We start from the raw sequence: 22,893 nt of genomic DNA, 5'->3' as shown, positions 1-22,893 counted from the left end.
TTGCATATATTGAATGATTCTTATTTACATTTACTGGGGCGTAAAATGAGCAAAGCTGCTTGGGATAAAAAGCAAACAAAATCTTCTTTTCGAGTTTCATCATTGGCATTGGCTATTCATGTTGCTTGTGTGGGGATTGGCGCAATGGGGCTGGCGCAAAGCGTCTCTGCGCAAACTTTGGAATCACGTTCTTATCATATCCCAGCAGGTTCACTTGCCAGTGTTTTAAACACTTTTGCTGAACAAGCAGGAACCACGATTGCCATAGATGCCAATTTATTAAAAGGAAAATCCAGTTCTGGTTTGACTGGGCAATATGATGTGGAAAGTGGTTTCCAACGTATTTTAGCACCCACTGAATTTGTTGCAGCAAAAGTGGGCAGTGGCTATATGCTCAAGCAAGTGACTCAAGCTGAGCTTAAAACCGCAGCAGTGACCACTCAATCAACAGCTACCGAATATGAAAATGCTGTACAACTTAGCCCAATGACTGTTTTTGGCACAGTGAGTCGAGATACCAAAGGGCAGAATGATGTTTATGACCAAGATATTTCTAGCGTCTACGCCAGCAAAGCGCAAATAGAACGATATAAAGGCGCTCAGCCAGCAGACTTATTTAAGGGAATGGTCGGAGTATACAGTGGGGATGCTCGAAATAGTGGTGCTTTAGATCCAAGCATACGTGGTGTTCAAGGACCGGGACGAGTGCCAGTGCTTATTGATGGGACAGAGCAAGCACTAACAGTATGGCGCGGTTATAACGGTGCAAATAACCGTAGTTATATCGATCCGAATTTAATCGGTGGGCTACAAGTCATCAAAGGACCTTCCATCACCCGCAATGTAAACACAGGTGTCGGCGGTGCTGTCGTTATTCATACTTTGGCTGTAGATGATGTTTTAAAAGAAGGTAAAAATTTTGGTGGAGAAATAAAAGTAGAAACCAGCAGTAATGCAGTGAAACCTAGAGAACCGCAATTACTCACAGGTCAAAGTATTTATGATAATCCCAACTATCCGCCAGTAGCAACGAACTGGCAAGGTAAGCCAATATTCGAACCTTATTATGATCCGTCTTTATTTAAGGTGGCACGCCAGAATAAAGAGAACAATATATACTCAGGTGATGATGTTGCGACTCGTATCGCTTTGGCAGGGCGTACTGATAACTTTGAAGTATTGGCTGCTTATGCTTATCGGAATAAGGGTAATCATTTTGCCGGAAAAAATGGCAGTGAATATTATAATAAACCATCACAGGAACGTTATAACTATGTTCCTTATCTTGCCAAAGTTTATCCGGGAGGTACAGAAGTTCCGAATACATCTCTAGAAACAGAATCTTATTTGTTGAAAGCAACATGGAAGCCGACGGATGAACAGCGTTTAGAGTTTGGCTATCGAGACAGTTCAATCACCAATGGAGAAATACTGCCCTCAAGAATTGCTTGGGAGGCATTGGTAAAAAACAAAACAGGCGTACCACAGTGGCCTCTAAGTCATATTGACTCCAAAGCCTATAATATGGAATACAAATATCAGCCTAAAAACAACAATTTAGTCGATTTTTACAGCAATATTTGGCGAACTGATACCAAAAGCCATACTTATAGTTCTGGTGGATTTCCCAATGATACCAATGAGAACTTGGGCATCTTTGTGAACAGTGCCGCCGCAAACTCAGACAATACTCGCCAAGGAATAACCTTAAGTAATAAGTTTAAATTACTGTCTAGTCTTGGCTTGACTGTTGGTGGTAGTTTTCAAAAAGAAAAGCTCAGTTCAGATGATATTTATAAAGACCCGAATATTAACGGAACAAATTCAGGTTATCGAATGGTACCGAGAGCAGGGCGTCGAGAAGAAAAAGAGTTTAATTTTAACTTTGACTATCAGCCTGTGTCATGGCTGACGCTAAATGCAGGTGCAAGATATCAAAACTATTGGGCCTTTGATGATTTTCTTAATGAGCGAGTCAATGCGGGTGATTCCCAGTTTAACCTGATTAAAAAAGCCACAGCATTAAGCATGAGTTATTTTACCAAAAAAGCAAATATGACTCCAGAACGCGAACAACAATTAAGAAATACATTAGATGCAGTCGCTTTGGCTCAGGGCTGGACCGAAGAATATAAGCAAAAAGAATTAAAAAGACAGATATATACTCAACGTAATACGATTAACTATCAAAAGGATAGTCGTGGAAAATTAACCATTGCCAATAATCCCTTTTTAAATGGGACTTTAGTGGAAGGGCGGGATTATGGATATTATACGAGCGGCACTCCAGGCGCTTATGAAGATATTGACTTAACCAAAACAGGTGTGCAAAAAAGCAAAGATCATGGTTGGACACCCACAGCTTCAGCAACGGTTAACTTTAACTCAAATAGCCGAATGTATTTGCGATACAGCGAAGCATATAGAATGCCAAGTATGTTTGAAAGTACACTTGGTTTTTCTGGAACTTTAAGTGGCTATAAGTTAGAACCTGAGCATGCATCAAATTATGAACTTGCCTATGTTCATAATCTATCTGAGTTATTTAAAAACAGCAGCTATGCAGATATTAAATTGGCTTATTACTATAACAAAACCAAGAATGCGATTGAGCGTAGCCCAACTTTGGCATTTAGTAATGTCGATAGCCTCACTACAGAAGGATTGGAACTACAAAGTCGTTTTGACAATGGACGTTTCTTTACGGATTTGAGTGCTAATTACCGTTTTAAGAATAAAGTATGTGATGAAAATTCAGCAATGATTTTGGGAGCAAATAAGCAGTTCTCAATAAATCGCTGTGTCGATGATGGATTTGTAGGAGGATATTTGGTCAGTATGGCAATTCCCAAATATTCAGTAAATTTGACGCTCGGAGGACGTTTCTTTGATCAGAAATTGGAATTGGGTACACGAGCTAGTTATTACCAAAAATATGAAAATCCTGAAACGAAAAACTATAACGGGATAGAGATGAGTTATTACGCCAATACTCCTTTGGCTTGGAACTCAATGACCATTTTAGATGCTTATATCAATTATCGACTGAAGCAAGACACCTTATTTGAACTGGTGGGGACTAATCTCACTGACGAATTCTATATTGATCCTTTAACCCGTTCGGCAATTGCAGCACCTGGTCGAACATTTAAGCTAAGCATTACCCATAAGTTTTAAGCAACTTAGAGGTAGTTAACCGAATTTATTGCACGTGGTGTGCAATAAATGTGTGGAAAATAAGACAGGTACTCCTTGATTTTACACTTAAATTGAAAAATTAAAATCAGTGCAGCACATGTTTTATTTTAAATAATAATCATTAAGTTTTTTATTTTTATTCTTAATGATAAAACTTTAAACTCATATCGAGGTACTTAAAATGAAACTTCAATCTATCTCATTGGCTGTTTTACTATCTATTGGTTTAGTGGGTGCTGCTCAGGCAGCTATAGTCGGTGAGTCGAGTGATGGCAGTAAAATCGAGGTCGCAGCTACAGGTTCACTTGGGCCAAACCATCCAAACTCGGGTGTAGGTTTCGGAATCCAAGACTTTTATAACGGTGCAGTTGTTGCATTCTCAGGTTTTAACGGCTATGCAGATGGCAATGGTGTGGTGCGCTTAAACCCGTATTTACCTGGTCTTCCGCCAACACATGCTGCTATCGGTTATGCCAACTATAAACAAGTGCCTACACAAGACGTTTGGTTTGGTGAGTGGAATGCCGAAGCCAAAGATGCCAGTGGAAACCGTCTAGGTACAGTTGATCCAGCAACACATACTGTTTATTACAACGGTAAAGATGCGGATACCAGCGTACCGTCTACAGGTACTGCAAATTATAGCGTTCAAGGTGTCAATAATTATAATGGCTCTAATTTGTTGTCAGGTACGTTTACTGCAAACTTTGCAACCAAACAGTTAACGGGTTCATTGAGTGACAGTTCACGTACCTTTAATTTAGGTACTGCAACAATTAATAATGATGCAACGATTAGTGGTTCAAATGCATCTTGGACAGGTGGACCTTCTGGCGGTGCTGTTTCAGGTCAGTTTTATAATAGTCAAAGCAGCTTAGCAGGTATTGCAACATTTGCTGGTAATAGAGCCTCTGACGTTGCATTTGGTGGTAAGAAATAATGATTTAAATGAGAAAGGCTTACTTTGCTAAGTCTTTCTTTTTTTATTTTTGTAGGGTGATCAATGAAAAAAATAGTATTGCTTGGCGTTGTATTACTGTGTGGAGAATCTGTCTATGCAGCAGATGATACCAGTATCAGGTTAAATCAGGAAATTAGTCAGCAGCAATATCAAAATGATAAGAAACTACTCAAATCAGATGATCCCAAAAAAGACCAAGTATTACCGAATCTGATCATACAAGGTCAGGAATATATGGTGAAGGATGAACCCGCAGAAGTTGCTTATGCGCTTTATTTGGCAGTGATGCAAAAACAATGGCAAGTCGCTTTACGTTATCTTGAAAAATATAAAAATTTTCCAAATTATGATCAGGCATTGACGGAATTTGCTGAAGGTGTCATGGCACGCACGCAGGGAAATTTAAGTTTAGCTGAAAGCAAACTAAAACACAGTTTAGAGATTCAATCCAATAACTTAATGACTCAACTTGAGTTGGCTCGTGTCTATACTGAACAACAAAAAAATCAGCAAGGTCAACAGTTATTTCAGCAGATTCAATCTCAATTGAACCTGTTAACAGATCCTGCTGCTCAAGGTATTCGTCAAACTGTAGAAATGTATATCAATGGTCTTAAACAGCGAGATGCATGGCATGGTTCACTGGCCTTTGGTTCACGTTATGCCAGCAATATCAACAACGCTTCCGATAAATATGACATCATTACCTATTATGGTATAGACCCAAACACGAAAGAAGTCGTGCCTGTTGAACAAGTGAAGCGTGGAACGCCAGATGCGATCAGTGCACAAGGTTTGGATTATGAAGCAACCTTAACCAAACGGTGGTCACTTTCTGGACAACATGGTATTGCCTTACGTGGTTTATTTTATGGTCAAGTTTATCCAGAACAGACCGATTATAATGAATTAACTTTTAATTTAAATGCGGGCTATAGTTATTACAACGAACGTAACCAAGTCCTCATTGCCCCCGTATTTGAACATAAATACTATGCCCATGATTCACTCTATGACGCTTATGGATTAAGAGGCGAATGGATGCGTTTTATCTCCAACGACAAAGCCGTCAAGTTGGAAGCTGAAATGAAAGATATGAGCTATTCTCAATATAAAGGTCAAGATGGTTTGGAATATTCACTCTATTCAACCTTTTGGAAAATTTTACCGAAAAATTGGACCATATTTGGCGGACTGGATTTTGTCGACCATAACACCCACGAACAATATTTTACAGCATACCAACAGCAGGGCATACGTTTAGGGCTATCCAAAAACTTTAGTTCAGGCTTTAACGCCAATTTGTTTAGTTCTTTTCGTTGGCGTCAATTTGATAAATTTACGCCTGTTTTAGAAGCTAGACGGCATGATTTTGAACAAAACTATACGTTGATTCTTAGTGCTCCCCGTTGGTCTTTTTATGGTTTAACACCTAATCTGACCTATCAATATAATCAAAATAACAGCAATGTAGAGTGGTTGTATTCCTATGATAAACATAATATTAGTTTAAAATTAGAGCATCGATTTTAGGCTGTATGCTGTATAGAAGTGCGATCTTATAAAATGAATCTATATGAGGATAGGTTTTGCATGACTATAATTTCAAATCTTGTATTTAAATTAAATAGATTTGTTCCTGAGATATCTCAGGGCGATATCCCTAAAAAGACCTTTTTGCTTAAGTGGAAAATGTGCACTGTACATCGCCCCGAATACCTGTTTTGAGGGTGACATTTCTATTTGTTCCTTCAAAATGAAAACTTTTCTATGATTCATCAATACCAATAATAGTTAAATCGATCATAAGGGTAAAATAATGATCATTATTTTTACCAGCTGTATATCTATAATTTAATTTTATCAATAGCTTATGTTTTTTTATTTGGGCTTTAGTCTTGTTTATTACAGAAATCATTAAGTTTATTGTCGTTGAATAGTTAAATGTAATGTTATAACATAACATTAAATTACAATCTGGACATATTATCGTGCGCCGTCATAGTTTAGCTATTGCGATTTCTTTACCTATCTTTCCTGCATATGCATTGGATACTCAAGAATTAAATGTTTTACCCATTATTCGGGTAGATGCAGAAAAAGATCTTTTGAAACAAGATCTTGTTGTTGTTAAAAATAAAAATGCTGACAATAAAACGTTAGGAGATGCCTTAAAACAAGTTTCAGGAGTGCAAAGTAGTGCTTTTGGTCCAAATGCCGGAGCGCCCGTGATTCGCAGTTTAAGTGGAAACCGAATACAGATTTTGGAAAATGGTCAATCTCTTTATGGGATGAATGCAATTAGCGGTAATATCAATATTCCATTTGATCCATTGTTTAGCCAATCAATTACCGTCAATAAATCCTCTGATACAGTGCGTTACGGCGGAAATGCCATCGGAGGGAGTGTGGACATTGATACAGGGCTTATTGATCAAGTTCTTCCTGAAAAAAAAACTGAACTGGAACTTGTGGCAAAAAAGGGGTGGAATGATGTTGATGCAAAGGGCTTTAAATTAAATTTAAATAACCAAAAGAATTTTTCGACCAATTTTTTATTTTCTACACAAGATATTGCGGCATATAAAATTCCGGGTGACAGTAAGGCAAAACTCTGTGATAGCGCAATATTTCCTGCAACAGGTGGGGTAAATACAGGTTTAGCAGATGCTTGCCAGAAAGAAGCACGAATTCAGCAGGTGTATAACAAAGCATCTCAACCTTATATCGACCAGTTCATGACAGAAAATCCTGATTGGGCAGATGGCACATTCTCTTTTTATACAGATAAGCCAACATCCGTATGGAGTGGAAAAACTTATACCAATCCTGCAAATCCCGACTATGTACCCAATACCAAGCAGTTTACAGAAAATAAAATTAATAAGGACGTCACCCCGAACTATAGCGGTAAACTTGGAAACAGTTACTTAGACAACCAACATTTTGCAGTTGGATCAACTTATTTTCTAGATCATGGATACATTGGACTTAGTGCTGATTCGAAGAAAAGTGAATATGGTGTTCCGGGCTTTTCTCTTGAAAATAAATCTTTTCAATCGACCAGCGAAAGCATCCCTGTAGGGGTTAAAACGGATCAAAGAAAGTATTCACTTGCCAGTGAATTTAACTTTAGCCCATTACTGCTCAATCAGATTCAGTTCAATGCCAGTAAAACAATCAATACATCTGCTGAGTATCTCGGTACAGGCATGGCCAATCAGTATAGATTTGACACACAACAAGCCGAATTATTGCTTAAACATCAACCAATGGCGTTTTGGAATGGTTTTATCGGTTTAAACCAAATTGATCGCAAAGTAGAGGGGCAAGGTAAATTACGCTATCTGCCCAATATCAATACCCAGACACAAGCTGTATTTATCAAGGAAAAATTAGACTTTAACTGGTTGGAACTAGATGCAGGCTATCGTACTGAAAAAGTTGAACACCGAATTCAAGAAAGTGATTTTAAAACAGCACGAAACTCACCTAATAGTCAGTTAAAGGATACTCAGTTTGATTTAGACAGTTATAGCTTTGGATCCTATTTAAAATATAATGATTTATTGGGCTTAAAGTTACGTTATTCGGTTTCAGAGCGAGCGCCTGAAATTAATGAACTTTATGCGAGTGGTGCGCATTATTCCATCATGTTGCAGGAAGAAGGCAATCAAAAACTCAAAGCGGAAAAGTCTAAAAACCTTGAACTAACAGGTTTGTTGAATTATCAAAATTTTAATTTAACAGCCACAGTATATAAAATGAAGTATGACAACTACTTATACTTAACACATTCAGGTGTACAGACTCAAAACCGTTTGCCGCTTAAGTATTGGACACAAACAGACGCAGAAATCACAGGTTTTGAAGTTGATTTAAAACAAAAAGTTGAATTAAATACCTATGGCTCAGTTGTCGTATCAGCATTTGCCGATTTTGTTAAAAATAAGAATCTTCATCCAAATCAGTTCAGTCTTTTTAATGACGGAAATTATTTACCCAATATGCCAACCAACCGTTATGGAATGAGTGTCGAATGGGTGAACAATGATTGGTCTGCGCGACTATCGAGTATTTATTATGATAAACCTCAGTATTTGGGGAAAAGTGTGTCTGAAGAAATACCCTTGCCTGCATATAACCTGATGGATTTTCAAATTCAAAAACACTTTAAACTACAAAAAACCAGTATGGACATATTTTTAAATGGCTCAAATTTGCTGAACCAAGATGCAAGACCACAAAACTCGCCGTTAAAATATATTGCACCGCTTCCTGGACGTGGCTTTCAAGTGGGTGTGAATATAAAAATTTAATTGGCTTGATTGATCTGGTTGAGAGGGGTTGTTTTCTCAATCTTGTTAAAACTGAATTTAATATATGACAACCGATATCTATGCCTCTCCAAAAGGAAGAGGCTTTTTCAAGATGCTTTATTTTTCATATTGTTTTTCAATTAACGGAACAGAGCAGGGTATTGTTATTCAGTTCAACTATTTGTAGCACAGTTGAAACTCAGTGGATCGAGTAGAGTACTGACGCATCTTGAAACGCTTGAGAACGCTACGGTTTAACATGCAACTGCAGCTTCTCGCTCGAAAATAGAATCCACCTGTTCAAATGCAAGTGCTCTAGGGCGATTTTGATATTGTCGAGCATAACGATTGACCGCACTTTCCAAGACTTGTAGAAAATCATTGTATTGTTCTTCAAAGTCTAAAAGATCGAGTAAATCAAGTTTACGACTATTATGGCAGTTGAATTTTTGAATAAAATCAAGCAATAAGTTTTGAATTGGTGTATTGGTAAAGTAGATTAGATAGGTGGCAGCAGAACCACAATGTAAACAACCTTTTTCAAAATAAATTTCTTCATTATTTAACCAACAGCATTGTAGTGTGAAAAATGCTCGGATGGCTTCCGTTGCTAGAGTAGGCTGTTCCACAATATTCACCAAATTCTAAATAATGCAATTGATAATCATTATCAATTAATTTTAAAGAAAAGTCCATTCTTTAAAGGACAAAAAGTTGTCGGATAGAGCATTTACAAAATTCTTTATGTAAACGATAATTATTATTATTCTTGTTTATAAAATTCATCTTATGATCCAGACTCCCACCACCCCATCACGCCAGCAGTTATTGCAAGACATGTATCTGGATCATCATGACTGGCTTCGTCATTGGTTAAGTTTAAGGATCAAATATCCTTTTAGCGCTGCCGATTTGGTTCAAGATACTTTTGTCAAACTATTGCAAACGAAACAGTTATTTTCTATTCAAGAACCTCGAGCATATCTAGTCAATGTCGCCAAACATTTACTGATTGATAAGCACCGCCGTTATATTTTGGAACAAAATTATATAGAGAGTTTAAAGCAACAGGTCGATGAACATGAAAGTGCATTGTCAACCCATCAAATTGAAGAAGCGGTGTTAATTTTAGACTTTTTAAGCATAGCCCTGCAAAACACAACGCCACTGATTCGTAAGGCATTTATTCTGTATTATTTTGAAGGCTATAGCCAAAGTGAGGTTGCAACAGCGATTGGACGGTCATTACGTAGTACACAACTGTATTTAGCTGAATGTTTACAACTCTGTTATGAAGCAAAAAACAATCTGCTTGAGTGGGAGTAAGATGAACATTAAGCAGTTGCGTAGAGCTATGGCGTTGTGGGTTGTTCGCTTAAATGCGGATGATCAAGAGGAGCGCCGTCAGGCTCAGATTGAATTTGAGCTTTGGCGTAGTCAATATCCTGAATATCAGGATCAATTGGATGAAATGCTCAGTTTTTCTGAAACGATGCAACAGTTTTCAATAACGCATGGCATTTCCAGTCAAAATGTCCAACATTCAATGCATGTAAGCCAGCAAAGTAAAGCGCAAATCTTGAAATTATTTACTAAAGTTTTTGTACTCTGCTTGAGCGTTGGAACAGTGTCATATTTTGCCTATCACTCTACAACTTTCTCTTACTATACCGCTGATTTAAAAACAAATACAGGCGAAATGCAGTCATTTACCTTGGATGATGGCTCTAAGGTGACTTTGGGTGCACAATCTGCAATCAATTTGAATTTCAAAGCAGATCAGCGCCAAATTGACCTAGTACAAGGTGATATTTACATCGATGTAGCCAAAGATCCCAATAGACCGCTTATCATCCACACACCTCAGGCAGATTATAAAGCATTAGGAACACGCTTCATTGTCTATCAATATCCAAAGCACAGTGTGTTGAGTATGTTGCATTCTAAAGTCGAGGCGACGGCCTTACAGTCAAATCATGTGTCTAAGGTGGTTCAGCAAGGTGAAAATATCACCGCAGGTTCTCAAGGCTTAAGCCAGATTTCAGACATAAATATTGCTGCAACAGCGTTTGCTTGGCAGAAACAGCAAATCTTAGCTAATGATTTACCCCTGTCAGATTTACTTACCCGTTTGGGGCGTTACCACCACCAATATTTAATATTCAACCGAGCGAGCCTCGAGCAATACAAAGTAAGTGGTGTGATTAATACCCAACAAGATTTGGAAAAGACTCTTGCGCTTTTAGCAATGCAATATCCGCTGAAAATCAAAAAAATAGGTCAATATGTAATTACGATAAGTACAGAATAATTCCTGAATTCAATGATTCAATCTAAAAAAAATAATTCATTGCGGTTTTTCCTGATGGTCTTCGTCATATAAGTTAGAACACATATTTTTTTAACTGAATGAAGTGAATGATTATCATTTGATTTTAGGTGGCTTTAAAATGTCTCAGTCTTTATATCGAAATGCCATAAAACCACTTGCATTGACCGCTGCCATAGCCTTGTCTATGGGAGTCATCAGTACACAGATTTATGCAGAAAGAGTAACTCCAACCGCTTTCTATCAGGTGCAAAGCGGTTCACTCACCCAAGCGTTAAACAGCGTGGCACAGCAAGCCAATGTCTCATTATTGCTTGATTCCAACAAAACCAATCGTTATCAGGTTAAAAGTATCAAAGGTAAATATACCTTAGACCAGATATTTACAATGTTGGTTCAAAATACCCCCTTTCAAATCCAAAAAACTTCAGCTGGCTATGTATTAACGGAAAAGCCCAGTGTTGAAAGTGCCCCTGTAACGAACCATGTAAAAGTAAGTTCAGAAAAAAATCTGCCTTCAAATCAGAATGGGCAAAACCAGATTTATCAGATGACGCCGATTGTGGTTGAAGCAGTTCAGAAAGATACGATTAAGTTTGGACAAAGTGTTTTAAACCAAAAAGCAATTGATCGTTATCAGGCCAACAATGTAGCACAGCTCTTAGACAATATGCCCAGTGTCGGTTCTGCTGGTTCTCCACGTCCCGGTGGTCAAACCATTAATATCCTAGGAATGGGCGGGGTAGCAGATGTGCCGATTACTTTGGATGATTCCGTAAAAAGTTTTGATAAATATCGTCAGGGATCTGTGTTTATTGAACCAGAAATTTTAAAGAAAATTACTGTGGACAAAGGCCCACATAATGTTGAAGTTGGAAACGGTGGTTTTGGTGGGAAGGTTACCTTAGAAACCAAAGATGCGACGGATTTGCTCGATGAAAATAAAAATGTTGGGGCATTTTTAAAGTATTCCCGCTATTCAAATAACGGTCAGAATACCTATACGGGGGCTGTATATGGCAAGGCTGATAATGGTGTCGCGGACGGCTTGTTTTACTATACCAATCGGGACAGTGGTAATGTCAAACGTCCAGATGGCAGTACATTCCTATATTCTGCTCAAGAGCAAGAAACTTACTTGGCAAAACTTAATTTTTATCCTGCGGATGGGCATAAAATTTCAGTCAATGCGATGCGCAGTGGACATGAAGGCTGGGAGCCATTTGCCGCCATGCGTGATCAGGATGCTGTACCAACACAGGCTGATATTGCAAAATATGGCTATGACGAAGCTTGGAAAAGGCGCTTGGTTTACCGTGATCAGCAAGATACCAGCTATTCAGCAAATTATGAATTTAATCCAGCGGATAACCCATATTTGAATCTAAAAGCTGTGGCTTCATATTCAAAAACCTATCAGCATGATCTAAGACTACCCAGTGTCAATGGTTCAGCTGCACTCTTAGGCAACGAAAGCTGGGTGACTTATACCAATACGGCATTTAAACTCAGTAACATCAGTGATATTGAAACAAAATTCGGCTTACACAAGTTAAAAGTGGGCACGCAATATCAAAAGATGGAACAGAATTCCCTGATTTTTGATAAAAACAATGTGAATAAGCCTGATTATAATTTTGGCTATTATGAGCCGAACTATATGCCAACAGGTGATCAACAAATGTTGAGCGCTTTTGTGGAAGATCAATATCAATTCAACAATGTGATCATCACGCCTTCATTACGTTATGATCATATCGAAAATACAGGGAAACCCAATCGGGCACCGCGTTATAATGATCCAAAAGCTGGTCATGATTACTCAAGTAAGACTTATACAGGTTGGTCACCACGTTTGGCAATGTCTTGGAAACAGACCGATTACCTGACATGGTTTGCCAATGTCAGTAAGACTTGGCGTGCCCCTCGTGTGGATGAACAGTATTATGTGCAGTCAGTAGCAACCACGGTTCCATCCACTAGTCGTTACTTACTTCCTGAAAAAATGCTGGCGATTCGCGTGGGCAATGAAATGAACTTTGATGATTTGTTCAGCACAGATGATCACCTACAAGTACGTTTAACCTATCACCGTAATCGTGGGTCTGATGAAATATTCCGAAACCGTTCAACTTTTTGCCAAGCCCAAGCTGAAAATAATGCCAATACTGGAGAGGGGAGTGTTAAAGACTGTAATGGTAACTACAATCATGGTTTTTATCGAAATGTTACCGACTACACCATCAAAGCCTATGAAGCTGAAGTTTTCTATAACCAACCCACTTGGTTTGCAGGTTTAACCTACTCCTATATTCGTGGGCAACGCGATCACTCGCCTGTAAATCCTTGGTTTGATCAAAAAACATGGATGGTGGATATTCCACCTAAAAAAGCCACTGCAACATTAGGGGTAAATGTTCCTGAACATCATTTAACGATGGGGTGGAGAGGGATTTTTGTTGCTGCTCAAGACAGAAGTTTATCTGATAATGATAAGTCGATTGCAGCGTCTTCTTTCTCTTTGCCTAAAACCAAAGGATATTCCCTGCATGGTGTATATGCAGACTGGCAACCTGTGGGAGACAAAGGACCAACACTCAACTTTTCGATCGATAATCTGTTTAATCGAGACTATAAAATGTATTTGGGTGAATATATGACAGGTACAGGCCGAGACTACAAATTCAGTATTTCTCAAAAGTTCTAAATCTAAAGACTGGGTTTTTAACATAGATCATTCATCATGAGTAGCTCATGCGTTTGATAGAACATTGAGCTACTTATATTTTATTTGTTGTAGATGGATGGACGCGATTATTTGTTTTAAGTGCTGATGAGCCATTAGCGTTGCAAGCAAGTGAAATGATACGCCCCCTGTTTCTAGTTATAACCAAATTACTGATTATATTTTTTAAATTACATATCGGTTACTAAATGATCATAAAATTTTACCAATCGATAAAAACAAACTTGAATTTTAAAGTTTTGTTTGTCATATTCACATCATAGTGCTGAAGGTTGTGCTTCAACTCTACATGCAGTTTTAATCGCCCACTTTACTCCATCAAGTGGGTTTTTTATGTGATCATTGCTGATTAAAAATATTAAGAGTCTTGTGAATGCAATATTGCATAGGAACCAGATAAAAATAGCAAATGCTCACTGCTGATTTCTAACATGAGGTTAAATTTCTGGAAGACTTTTCTTCTTAAAGTCCATCACGCTCGTAGTTACATTGTAGTTTAAATGATTCAGCGAATACTAAATTTTTAGACAAATTTTTTTGTATCAATCACTTGATCGCGCCATTCTAGCTTTATCCTAACTCAGTTCAATGGACCTGAGTTAGGATAAAGCAAACAAAACAATTCCATTGAGAAGGAGAGTGATTTTATGCTTAATACGCACGTTTAATAGAATTGCCTAAAATCAGATTATTGAGGAATCGGAATAAAATATACGATCTCTGAATCATCCTCATCAAGATTTTCAATTTGACCACTCTTGATAAATCCAGAATTGAGCAACAAGCGCTGCATAGCAAAGTTAGACTGGTTTGTGGTGGTAAACAACTTCGGATGTTGGCATTTGGATATTAATGCATTCAGTAAATTAAGTCCTGTACCACTGCGACGATAGCGCTCTCCCACCATGAGCATTTCAATAAATCCACAACCAAAGAAATGGTAATTTAATACGCCATAGCCCATGATTTCTCCATCCTTCTCAGCGAGGAAGCAGGTACTTTCTGTACACCAAGCGTGAATTTGCAATACGCGCTAAGGTTCCTGTGAGGCAACACTATCGATTGAGATTAAATCTTTGATATCGGCTTCATTGGCGAGGCGAATTAACATTTTCTTCATCTACTTTGTCATTTTTCTAAGCACTATAACAATATTTCACATGATTAGATTTATCTGTAGATGATCAACTTTAAAAAAAGAATGAATTTATTTGTTGAACATTACTCATGATTCTAGAAAGATAGAAACAGCATTTAAAACTTGATTTTTAGTTGACTATAGATCAAAAGCTAATCTTTCAATCAGAGATCCTAGATGAGTACCTTAGAAACTATTTATTCCGATTTAAGTGAAATTGCTTTGAAATTGGACAGTATCCCCAAACAGATTCAAGAAGTCCCTGATCTAGAGCACAGAGAAAATATTCTACTGATCGGAAAAGCTTTAAGCCACATCTTTGAATTGCAGCATAATCTCCAAAAATTTAGATCAGATTTGGAGACAATTCAGGAGAAAAAATAATTTTTTGAATCGAATATTGGAGAATGATTTGACTGAGTGATTACACTTTGGTTGTTGGGAATTTGAGTTGTAGTTTTATTTATTCGTTAAATTTTATTTGAACAATAAAACCTTTAAGTTTTATTCAATATGATATCGATAATAGCGCTAAAGAAGGCAGTATAACTAATGGTATAGATATATAAGATGATATTCTAGGGTACTACAACGATGATATAAATATTGAGCATAACAAATTTGAGCATTAATTTTTATAATTAAATAAAGTACTCCGGTGATGCCGCTGCATGGTCGTTACCCTGAACCCGATGAGTTCAAGGTGGACGTGACGTACACTTACTGGGTTTCCCACTCGCGGTGGGCATACACTCAAAATATACAGAACACATCCATAAGTTTAAGTATCGGCAGGGGAATAGACGTACTGGCAAACACCCCAGAGTTGTATTAAGTATACATAATCTGAGCTTTGTGGCAAATCGTCAAAGGTCACAAATTATAAATATAGAGTAAAAAATAGAATCAACCGCACGAAAAAAAAGCGGATTACCCCGCTTTTTCAACATCTTCAAGCATTGTTTCTAATAAACGTTCGCATTGTGCGTATTCTTGTAACGTTTTATTCATACTCAACACTTCCTGCATCAACTCCAATGCAACCATGATCACCAACTTATTATGTTCAACATTGGGTGCTTTACGGCGAAATTCTTGGAATTTATCATTTAATAACTGACCTGCACGCTCTAACTCATGCCGCTTATCCGTGGTTGTTCCCAAACGGAAGGTTTGTTCAATTAATCGTAATTCTACCGTTACATGCTCAGACATATTTATACTTCCTCATTAGATTCTGACGGATGAGCAAGCTGTTGAATTTCTTGCGCGTGATGATCTTGTTCAGTGCCTAAAATAGAAAGACGTTGAATAATTGCTTCAACTTTGGTCTTTGCATGTTCATTTTTTTGGATTAAACGTTCACGCTCATCTTGCAGGTTTTTAATATCCTGTAAATGGTGGCGCTGTTCATTTGCCATTTTCTCTTTTACCACACGTAATTCATTACGTTCAGCTAAAATTTCCTGAAAACGATTTTTTAAATCTGTACAGCTTTTTTCTAATCGGCTATAGCGTTCAGCCAAAGAAGAGGCATCTGTATTCAGTTGTTGAAATTGATTTTGCAACTGAGCAAGCTGTTCCGTCAGCGTATCAATTTCATCTTGTTTTTGAGTAATAATGCTGTTTTTATGGCTGATTTGGGCATGAGCCTGCTCTTCACTGTTATCTTTTTCTTTTAACAGCGATGCATTTTCTTTCTCAACAGTTTCGATTCGTGTTTTTAAAACACCAATATGCGTTTGTAGACGCTGTAATTGTTCTAACATAACGGGTCGCACAGATTTGCAATCAAAGGTAATATATACAGAAGTATAGAGATTGGATAAGCGAATGCAAGACGATATTTCAGGTTGGTCAGATTGGAACCAGAATTTTAAAGGGATTGAGGAAATTTCAAGCCCGAGTGAGTTACATGGCTTATTAACGGGTATAGTTTGTGTTACCGAAGTGCCAACCCGAGATGAATGGTTACAAATTTTATCGACGTTGGATGTTCCAAAATTAGACGATGAAGCACTGGCTATCCTCTCAGATGAAACGGAAGATGTCGCACATGCACTTGCAGAAGATGATTTGGACTATCTTCCGATGCTTCCAGACGACGGACATTTATTATCGGAACGCGTTCAAGCTTTGGCTGACTGGTGTGCAGGTGTTGTTTTAGGTTTTGGCTTGGCTTCCGGTCATATTCGTGCAGACGAACAAGAATTGATTGAAAGTCTGCAGGATGTAGCCTCTGTTGAATTTGATGAGTCAGATGACGATGAGGAAGGTGAAGCAAGCTATGAGGAGTTATACGAGTTTGTTCGCTTGATTCCAGTATCATTATCTGTGGGACGAAAAAAAGTGCCTGTGTCAGAAAGCCCTCTGCTGCAAAATTTTCACAGCAAAATGAAGCAGGCGATCGACTCATCTGAAAGTAATAATGTGGTCGAAATGTTTACGCCACACCGTCCAAGTTAAAATTTTTTGTTCAAGACTAAGTCTTGCCAGATTTTAATCAAATGGTTGATTGTATTGATCTCTAAAACTTAGAGGGAGCGATCAGCCATTTTTTGATTGGATGTTGATCTATTCTGGTATTGAGGTAAAGCCGCTTTAACTGGTGAGATTAAGGTCAGCCAGCATATTGGCTTGAAGAGAATATTGCTGTTTTTGTTTTAAGATAAATAACTAAATATTGCTGTAGCTGTATTTACATTTAACCCGCGTAAACTGTAAGTTAAACATTCACCAACTGATTTAATGAACTGAAAGACAAGCTGAATAGAGAATGAAATTAACTCAAGCAGATTTTCAGGAACGTCGTGACCGCCTCGCTGAACAAATGGGTCCCAATAGCATTGCAATTATCGCCACCAGTCCGGAAGTCATGCGAAATAGAGATGCTGACTACAAGTTTCGTGCAGACAGTAGTTTTTTTTATCTGACAGGTTTTGCTGAACCGCAAGCAGTTGCTGTGATCGAAACAGATGAAACCGGTGAAATGTACGTTTATAGTTTATTTTGCCGTGAACGAAACCGTGAAATGGAAATTTGGAATGGCTATCGCGCGGGAGTTGACGGTGCAATTGATGCTTATGAAGCAGATGAGGCATATGCCATAGATCTGCTTGATGAAGAAATCATCAGCAAGATTTTAAATAAACAAAAACTGTACTATCGCATTGGTCAACGCGCAGAGTTTGATGCCAAAATAAGTCATTGGATTGCCAAAGCACATGAATCCAGTCGTGGTTTTGGTGTACCTGCACACATTATTCAGCTCGACCAAATTTTGGATGAAATGCGTTTGCATAAATCAGCCGAAGAAATTGAGCTGATGCAAATCGCAGCAAATATCAGTGCAGATGCACATACACGTGCAATGCAAAGTGTTCGTCCAGACATGATGGAATATGCTTTAGAAGCCGAATTGAATTATATCTTTGGTCAACAGGGTTGCGTACCTGCCTATAACAGTATTGTAGGTGGTGGTAAAAATGGCTGTATTTTGCACTATGTCGAAAATAACCAACCCTTGAAAGATGGTGATTTGGTATTGATTGATGCAGCCTGTGAATATGAATGTTATGCCTCGGACATTACGCGCACTTTTCCTGTGAATGGCAAATTTAGCCCTGAACAGAAAGTCTTATATCAAATCATTTTAGATGCTCAGATCGCAGCGATCGAAGCGATTCAAATTGGGAATTCCTATAAAGAGCCGCATACGGTCGCAGTACGGATTCTGGTTGAAGGTTTGGTTGATCTTGGAATTATGCAAGGGGATATTGATCAAATTATTGAATCTGAAAGTTATCGTCAGTTCTATATGCATGGTACTGGGCATTGGCTCGGTATGGATGTACATGATGTTGGTACTTATAAAGATGACAATGGTCAATGGCGAACCTATGAACACGGCATGGTGGTTACAGTAGAGCCAGGTCTATATATCGCACCAGATGACGAAACTGTTGAGAAAAAATGGCGTGGCATCGGTATTCGAATTGAAGATGATGTCGTAGCCACCGAACAAGGACCTTTGGTGTTGACCAAGAATGTAGTGAAATCCATAGAAGACATTGAAGCTTTGATGGCATCCCGAAACTGAATGCCATAATTTGGAGTGTTTGACAGAGTCATTGCATTGAAACGGCTTCAATAAGCGCAATATTCTCAAAATATTGCGCTTATTTTTTGCTAAATTAAACTGATCCATGCAGCCATTTTGTGGGCTTGATCAGGTATGATGTTGCTTTGATACTTTGCTTAAGATTATAAAAACGATGGGTACTCGAATGACTGGAATGGTGTTTCCATTCCAAGGTGACATCCAAGAAATCAAAACGGTGATTTATACATGGATGCAACATGAAGTTGAAATTATTGAAAGTGATACCACAATTCGAATCGAGCTGATACACGATAACTTTGTAATTATTGATAATATCGATATTTTTTATTCAGCATATAATCACCCTGAGCTATGGCAGGAATTACTTGATGACCTGCCTTTTAGTGATTGGTTTATTTTTTTCGAATGTGTGGACAGTTGTGATAGTTACAGCTATCTGATTTATAAAAATAATCAAGAAGTCAGAAGAATGCTGCAGGAGGAAGATGAAGATTTGTATCTTAAAGGAGAGGCGCAGGATTTTGAAAAGGAATGGCTTGATTTTTCAATCTATTATGAGCATGAATATGTCGAAAATGGAAAGACAAAGAAAGAAAAACTAACTGATCTTGATTTTTCATTAGTGCATGTTGATGATCATGAAAATTACTTTAAATATTATTATATTAATTCAAAAAAACAGACGATGTATCACACAGGATTGGCCCGTGTACTGATGGTGGAGATGTTCGAACATTTCTTGGGGTTCGATCTGATTGATTGTGATTACAAGGTTAAGCAATCATTGAAAATTGATTATAACAAAATTCCAGCCTATAACCGAGTCTTAAAACGGGCAGAAAAGGACGATGCACTGGCTCAGAATCAACTGGGCATGATGTATGAGCAGGGGTATGGTGTTGAACAAAATATTGAAAAAGCACAGTATTGGTATCAAAAATCTGCTGATCAAAATGATCATTGTGGGCAACTTCATTTGGGGTTACTTTTTAAAACAGGGAAAGGCATTAAAAAAGACATCCAACACGCTTTGACATGGATATCTAAAGCTGCAGCTGATGGAAATGCTGATGCTCTGACTGTGTTGGGGGAAATGTACGAATTGGGTGAAGGGGTGGAGCAAAGTTTTAAAGAAGCGGCAATTCTTTACCGTAAGGCAGCGAAACTAAGACATGCTGCTGCACCTTATAAACTGGGTTTAATGTATGAGCATGGACGAGGTTTTGCGGTGGATATCAAAATGGCAAAGCGGTGGTACTACCAAGCAGCGAGTCATTTTAATGAAGATGCACAGAAACGCTTGGATGAATTGAACAAGTAATTTCGTAGTGTTTTGCATGGGGCTTTTTTTGTTTGCCCCATTTTTTAATAACGTATTGATTCAGTACAAATGAAAGCAACAATTTCCTATTTCAATATTAAAATAATCTCGCTTGATGTAAGATAAAATTCATCAAGATTATAAGTATTCAGCAAGCTGAATCACGTATAGAAAGGATCAAAGCATGCAACAAGAAGTCATCATCGTTGGCGGTGGAATGGTTGGGTTGAGTCTAGCCCTCATGTTGGCCAAAGCGAATATTGCTGTAAAGCTTTTAGAAGCTGTGAAATACCCAAATTATGATGACAATAATGCTGTACCTTATCACTCCAGTTTTGATGCCAGAAATACCGCACTTTCACGGCGTACTGTGCAGATCTATCAAAAACTCGGTCTATGGAATGCTTTACAAGACCATGCAACCCCGATCCTTGAAGTGCATATCACAGAACAAGGCAGTTTCGGTAAAGCACGTTTAAAAGCAGATCAGGAAAAAGTCGAAAGCTTCGGGCAGGTGATTGAAAATGCTTGGCTTGGGCGAGTTCTTCTGACACAGGTGCGTCAGCAACCGTTAATTGAATTGATTGACGGTGTACAAGTACGCTCCCTTAAACAAGACAATGAATTTGTTTATATTGAAGCAAGTCGTGGGGAAGAATATACCCATTCAATCAAATCCAAATTGGTCATTGCTGCCGATGGTAGAGACTCTTTCTGTCGCCAAGCTTTAGGCGTAGGCGTGGATGTGCATGATTATGATCAAGTCGCGATTGTCACTACAGTACAGACCTCAAAGCCACATCAACAAGTTGGCTTTGAGCGCTTCAGTCATTTAGGTCCATTGGCATTACTGCCTTTACCTGGAGAATGTCGCCGTTCGGTGGTATGGCCTGTCAAAAAAGGAACAGAGGGTGAGTGGTTAGGTGAAGAGAATGATCAGCATTTTCTGGATGCCTTGCAGCAGACTTATGGTGATCGCGCGGGTAAATTCCAAAAAACAGGTCAACGTTTTAGCTTCCCATTATCACAAGTACTGGCAGAGAAACAGGCGGTTGGGCGTGTGATCTTGATGGGAAATGCTGCACATACCATTCATCCCGTGGCAGGGCAAGGGTTTAATTTATGCATGCGTGATGCTGATGTATTGATGCGTTATATCACAACACAAATCGCCAAATCTGATGACATTGGTGAGCCTGAAATGTTGAAAGCATATGAACAAGCCCGTTTAACAGATCAACAGCGGGTCATTAAATTCTGCGATTCGGTTGTACGCGGCTTCAGCAATCAAAATCCGGTTTTAAAATTATTACGTAATACTGGATTGATTGCATTTGATGTTATTCCAGGAATTAAACCCTTGGTTGCCAATTATGCAATGGGGTTGAAAGCATGACACAGCAAAATATCTTGGATGTCATTGTTATTGGCGGAGGTCTTGTGGGTGGTTTAACTGCATTACTTTTGGCGCAAGGCGGTGTTCAAGCCACCGTATTAGATGCAGCGCCAATTTTAGATGAACAAAAAGTTTTGGCTCAAGCGAATCCACGGGTTTTGGCGTTGAGCCAAGCAACCATCCATTTACTTAAAACGGTGAATGTATGGGATAACATTGCTCGTAAAATGCCCTATACGGGAATGCAAGTCTGGAATAAAAATGGCTATGGGGAAATTAATTTTGGTCAGCAATCCTTAAACTTTCCGACAGACGAACACAGCTTAGGTTCAATGGTTGAACCCAGTTTGTTAAACCTCGCCATCCAACAAAAAATGCTTGAACAATTACATGACTACCGAACACAAGTGAAAGTGGTCCGCGTCGAACAAGGTGTCGGTGGTTGGATGATTCATCTTGCAGATGGCAGTCAGTTAAAGACTAAGTTGGTGATTGGTGCGGACGGAGCAAACTCATTTGTGCGTGAGCAAGCTTTTATTGACTACGATATCCTTGACTACCAGCAAGCCGGTTTGACTTGTGCAATTCGTACCGTACAACCACACCGTTATGTGGCCCGTCAAATTTTCCATCCAACGGGTCCTTTGGCATTTTTACCGATGGCGAGTTTGAATCCTGAACAAGCCGAGCATTGGATTTCAATTGTATGGACCTTACCGGATGATTATGCTGATGAATATGCCCATTTGAATGATTCAGATTTCTGCCAACTTCTGACTCGTGAAAGCCATCACATGTTGGGTGAAATAATTGAAGCAACCCCACGTGCAAAATTTCCACTCAAGGCTCGTGCTGCGCAGCGCTATGTCAAAGATGGATTGGCATTGATTGGTGATGCTGCACATGTCATTCATCCATTGGCTGGACAGGGAGTGAATATTGGTTGTTTGGATGCGGCAGTGTTGTGTGATGTCCTATTAAAAGATAAAAACCGTGGGGTATGGGCACAGGAACAGACCTTAAAACGTTATGAACACAAGCGAAAAGGGCAGAATGATGCCATGATGCATAGTATGTCTATGCTTGGTTTCTTGGAAACTGCTGAAATGTTTCCCGTAGTTTGGGCACGCAATTTTGGTCTGAAACAAGTAGAGAATACTGCCTTTTTGAAAGATCAGTTTTTAGCAAAAGCCAACGGATTAGAAACGTTAAAAAGCACGCAATATGCCATTTCATGAATGGACAGATATTTTTTAAACAATCGCTTAAACAATATTACGAATTTGATGAAAAAAAACACGATTTTATGTGTCTAGAGACTAGTCGAATGCGTTAGAGATTGGTACATTTCTCTGTAAAACA

17 protein-coding genes and 1 other RNA gene are annotated in these 22,893 nt (G+C 38.5%); 13 read left to right on the top strand and 5 right to left on the bottom strand.

Annotated elements, in window-relative coordinates; all coding sequences use genetic code 11:
• Positions 1-45 precede the first annotated feature (45 nt).
• The 4 genes from OSH00_RS01035 (at position 46) to OSH00_RS01020 (ending at position 8,478) form a co-directional block, all read left to right on the top strand.
• Positions 46-3,177 carry a TonB-dependent receptor gene (locus tag OSH00_RS01035; protein ID WP_266128872.1) on the top strand — a complete coding sequence of 1,044 codons (3,132 nt, stop codon included), beginning with the start codon at positions 46-48 and terminating at the stop codon, positions 3,175-3,177.
• Positions 3,178-3,379: 202 nt separating this feature from the next.
• Positions 3,380-4,138 (top strand): Slam-dependent surface lipoprotein, encoded by a 759-nt coding sequence (locus OSH00_RS01030; protein WP_266128871.1) that lies wholly within the window; start codon positions 3,380-3,382, stop codon positions 4,136-4,138.
• A gap of 63 nt (positions 4,139-4,201) precedes the next feature.
• Positions 4,202-5,692: a surface lipoprotein assembly modifier gene (locus tag OSH00_RS01025; RefSeq protein ID WP_266128870.1), complete on the top strand. Its 1,491-nt coding sequence runs from the start codon at positions 4,202-4,204 to the stop codon at positions 5,690-5,692.
• A 458-nt stretch (positions 5,693-6,150) separates the two neighbouring features.
• Positions 6,151-8,478, top strand: a complete 2,328-nt coding sequence (locus tag OSH00_RS01020) for a TonB-dependent receptor (RefSeq protein ID WP_266128869.1) — start codon at positions 6,151-6,153, stop codon at positions 8,476-8,478.
• A 254-nt stretch (positions 8,479-8,732) separates the two neighbouring features.
• Here OSH00_RS01020 and OSH00_RS01015 read toward each other — a convergent pair whose 3' ends face one another.
• Positions 8,733-9,116: a hypothetical protein gene (locus tag OSH00_RS01015; RefSeq protein WP_420909491.1), complete on the bottom strand. Its 384-nt coding sequence runs from the start codon at positions 9,114-9,116 to the stop codon at positions 8,733-8,735.
• A gap of 151 nt (positions 9,117-9,267) precedes the next feature.
• Here OSH00_RS01015 and OSH00_RS01010 point away from each other — a divergent pair, with 151 nt between their 5' ends.
• The 3 genes from OSH00_RS01010 to OSH00_RS01000 all read left to right on the top strand — a co-directional run bounded on the left by OSH00_RS01010 (position 9,268) and on the right by OSH00_RS01000 (position 13,514).
• On the top strand, positions 9,268-9,804 hold the full coding sequence (locus OSH00_RS01010; protein ID WP_266128867.1) for a sigma-70 family RNA polymerase sigma factor: 537 nt from the start codon (positions 9,268-9,270) through the stop codon (positions 9,802-9,804).
• A 1-nt stretch (position 9,805) separates the two neighbouring features.
• Complete coding sequence (locus OSH00_RS01005; protein ID WP_266128866.1) at positions 9,806-10,789, top strand: FecR family protein; 984 nt, start codon at positions 9,806-9,808, stop codon at positions 10,787-10,789.
• A 139-nt stretch (positions 10,790-10,928) separates the two neighbouring features.
• Positions 10,929-13,514, top strand: a complete 2,586-nt coding sequence (locus tag OSH00_RS01000) for a TonB-dependent hemoglobin/transferrin/lactoferrin family receptor (protein WP_266128865.1) — start codon at positions 10,929-10,931, stop codon at positions 13,512-13,514.
• A 727-nt stretch (positions 13,515-14,241) separates the two neighbouring features.
• On the opposite strand, the gene OSH00_RS00995 is transcribed toward OSH00_RS01000, so the two are convergent.
• Entirely contained in the window at positions 14,242-14,580 is a 339-nt protein-coding gene (locus tag OSH00_RS00995; protein WP_266128864.1) for a GNAT family N-acetyltransferase, read from the bottom strand.
• Between the two features lie 288 nt (positions 14,581-14,868).
• On the opposite strand from OSH00_RS00995, the gene OSH00_RS00990 reads away from it, so the two are divergent.
• Positions 14,869-15,075, top strand: coding sequence for a hypothetical protein (locus OSH00_RS00990; RefSeq protein WP_266128863.1), 207 nt, complete (start codon positions 14,869-14,871; stop codon positions 15,073-15,075).
• A gap of 264 nt (positions 15,076-15,339) precedes the next feature.
• On the opposite strand, the gene ssrS is transcribed toward OSH00_RS00990, so the two are convergent.
• The 3 genes from ssrS to OSH00_RS00975 all read right to left on the bottom strand — a co-directional run bounded on the left by ssrS (position 15,340) and on the right by OSH00_RS00975 (position 16,460).
• Positions 15,340-15,521: non-coding RNA, 6S RNA (gene ssrS, locus OSH00_RS00985), on the bottom strand.
• A gap of 100 nt (positions 15,522-15,621) precedes the next feature.
• Positions 15,622-15,906, bottom strand: a complete 285-nt coding sequence (locus OSH00_RS00980; protein WP_196074624.1) for a cell division protein ZapA — start codon at positions 15,904-15,906, stop codon at positions 15,622-15,624.
• A 2-nt stretch (positions 15,907-15,908) separates the two neighbouring features.
• Positions 15,909-16,460, bottom strand: coding sequence for a hypothetical protein (locus OSH00_RS00975; RefSeq protein ID WP_196074623.1), 552 nt, complete (start codon positions 16,458-16,460; stop codon positions 15,909-15,911).
• A gap of 64 nt (positions 16,461-16,524) precedes the next feature.
• Between OSH00_RS00975 and OSH00_RS00970 the strand changes: the two genes are divergently transcribed.
• The 5 genes from OSH00_RS00970 to OSH00_RS00950 all read left to right on the top strand — a co-directional run bounded on the left by OSH00_RS00970 (position 16,525) and on the right by OSH00_RS00950 (position 22,769).
• Positions 16,525-17,157, top strand: a complete 633-nt coding sequence (locus tag OSH00_RS00970; protein WP_266128862.1) for a UPF0149 family protein — start codon at positions 16,525-16,527, stop codon at positions 17,155-17,157.
• 310 nt (positions 17,158-17,467) lie between these two features.
• On the top strand, positions 17,468-18,790 hold the full coding sequence (pepP, locus tag OSH00_RS00965; RefSeq protein ID WP_266128861.1) for a Xaa-Pro aminopeptidase: 1,323 nt from the start codon (positions 17,468-17,470) through the stop codon (positions 18,788-18,790).
• A 187-nt stretch (positions 18,791-18,977) separates the two neighbouring features.
• Positions 18,978-20,135 (top strand): tetratricopeptide repeat protein, encoded by a 1,158-nt coding sequence (locus tag OSH00_RS00960; protein WP_266128860.1) that lies wholly within the window; start codon positions 18,978-18,980, stop codon positions 20,133-20,135.
• Positions 20,136-20,319: 184 nt separating this feature from the next.
• The gene (gene ubiH / locus OSH00_RS00955) at positions 20,320-21,531 is read left to right on the top strand and encodes a 2-octaprenyl-6-methoxyphenyl hydroxylase (protein ID WP_266128859.1); all 1,212 of its coding nucleotides are present in this window, start codon (positions 20,320-20,322) and stop codon (positions 21,529-21,531) included.
• Positions 21,528-22,769: an FAD-dependent monooxygenase gene (locus OSH00_RS00950; RefSeq protein WP_266128858.1), complete on the top strand. Its 1,242-nt coding sequence runs from the start codon at positions 21,528-21,530 to the stop codon at positions 22,767-22,769. The genes ubiH and OSH00_RS00950 overlap by 4 nt, the downstream gene beginning before the upstream one ends.
• The last annotated feature ends 124 nt before the right edge of the window (positions 22,770-22,893 follow it).

This window comes from Acinetobacter nematophilus, from assembly GCF_026344175.1.
Classification (GTDB): domain Bacteria; phylum Pseudomonadota; class Gammaproteobacteria; order Pseudomonadales; family Moraxellaceae; genus Acinetobacter; species Acinetobacter nematophilus.
Note: the sequence above shows the minus strand (reverse complement) of the source record. Positions and strands in the feature narration are given on the sequence as shown.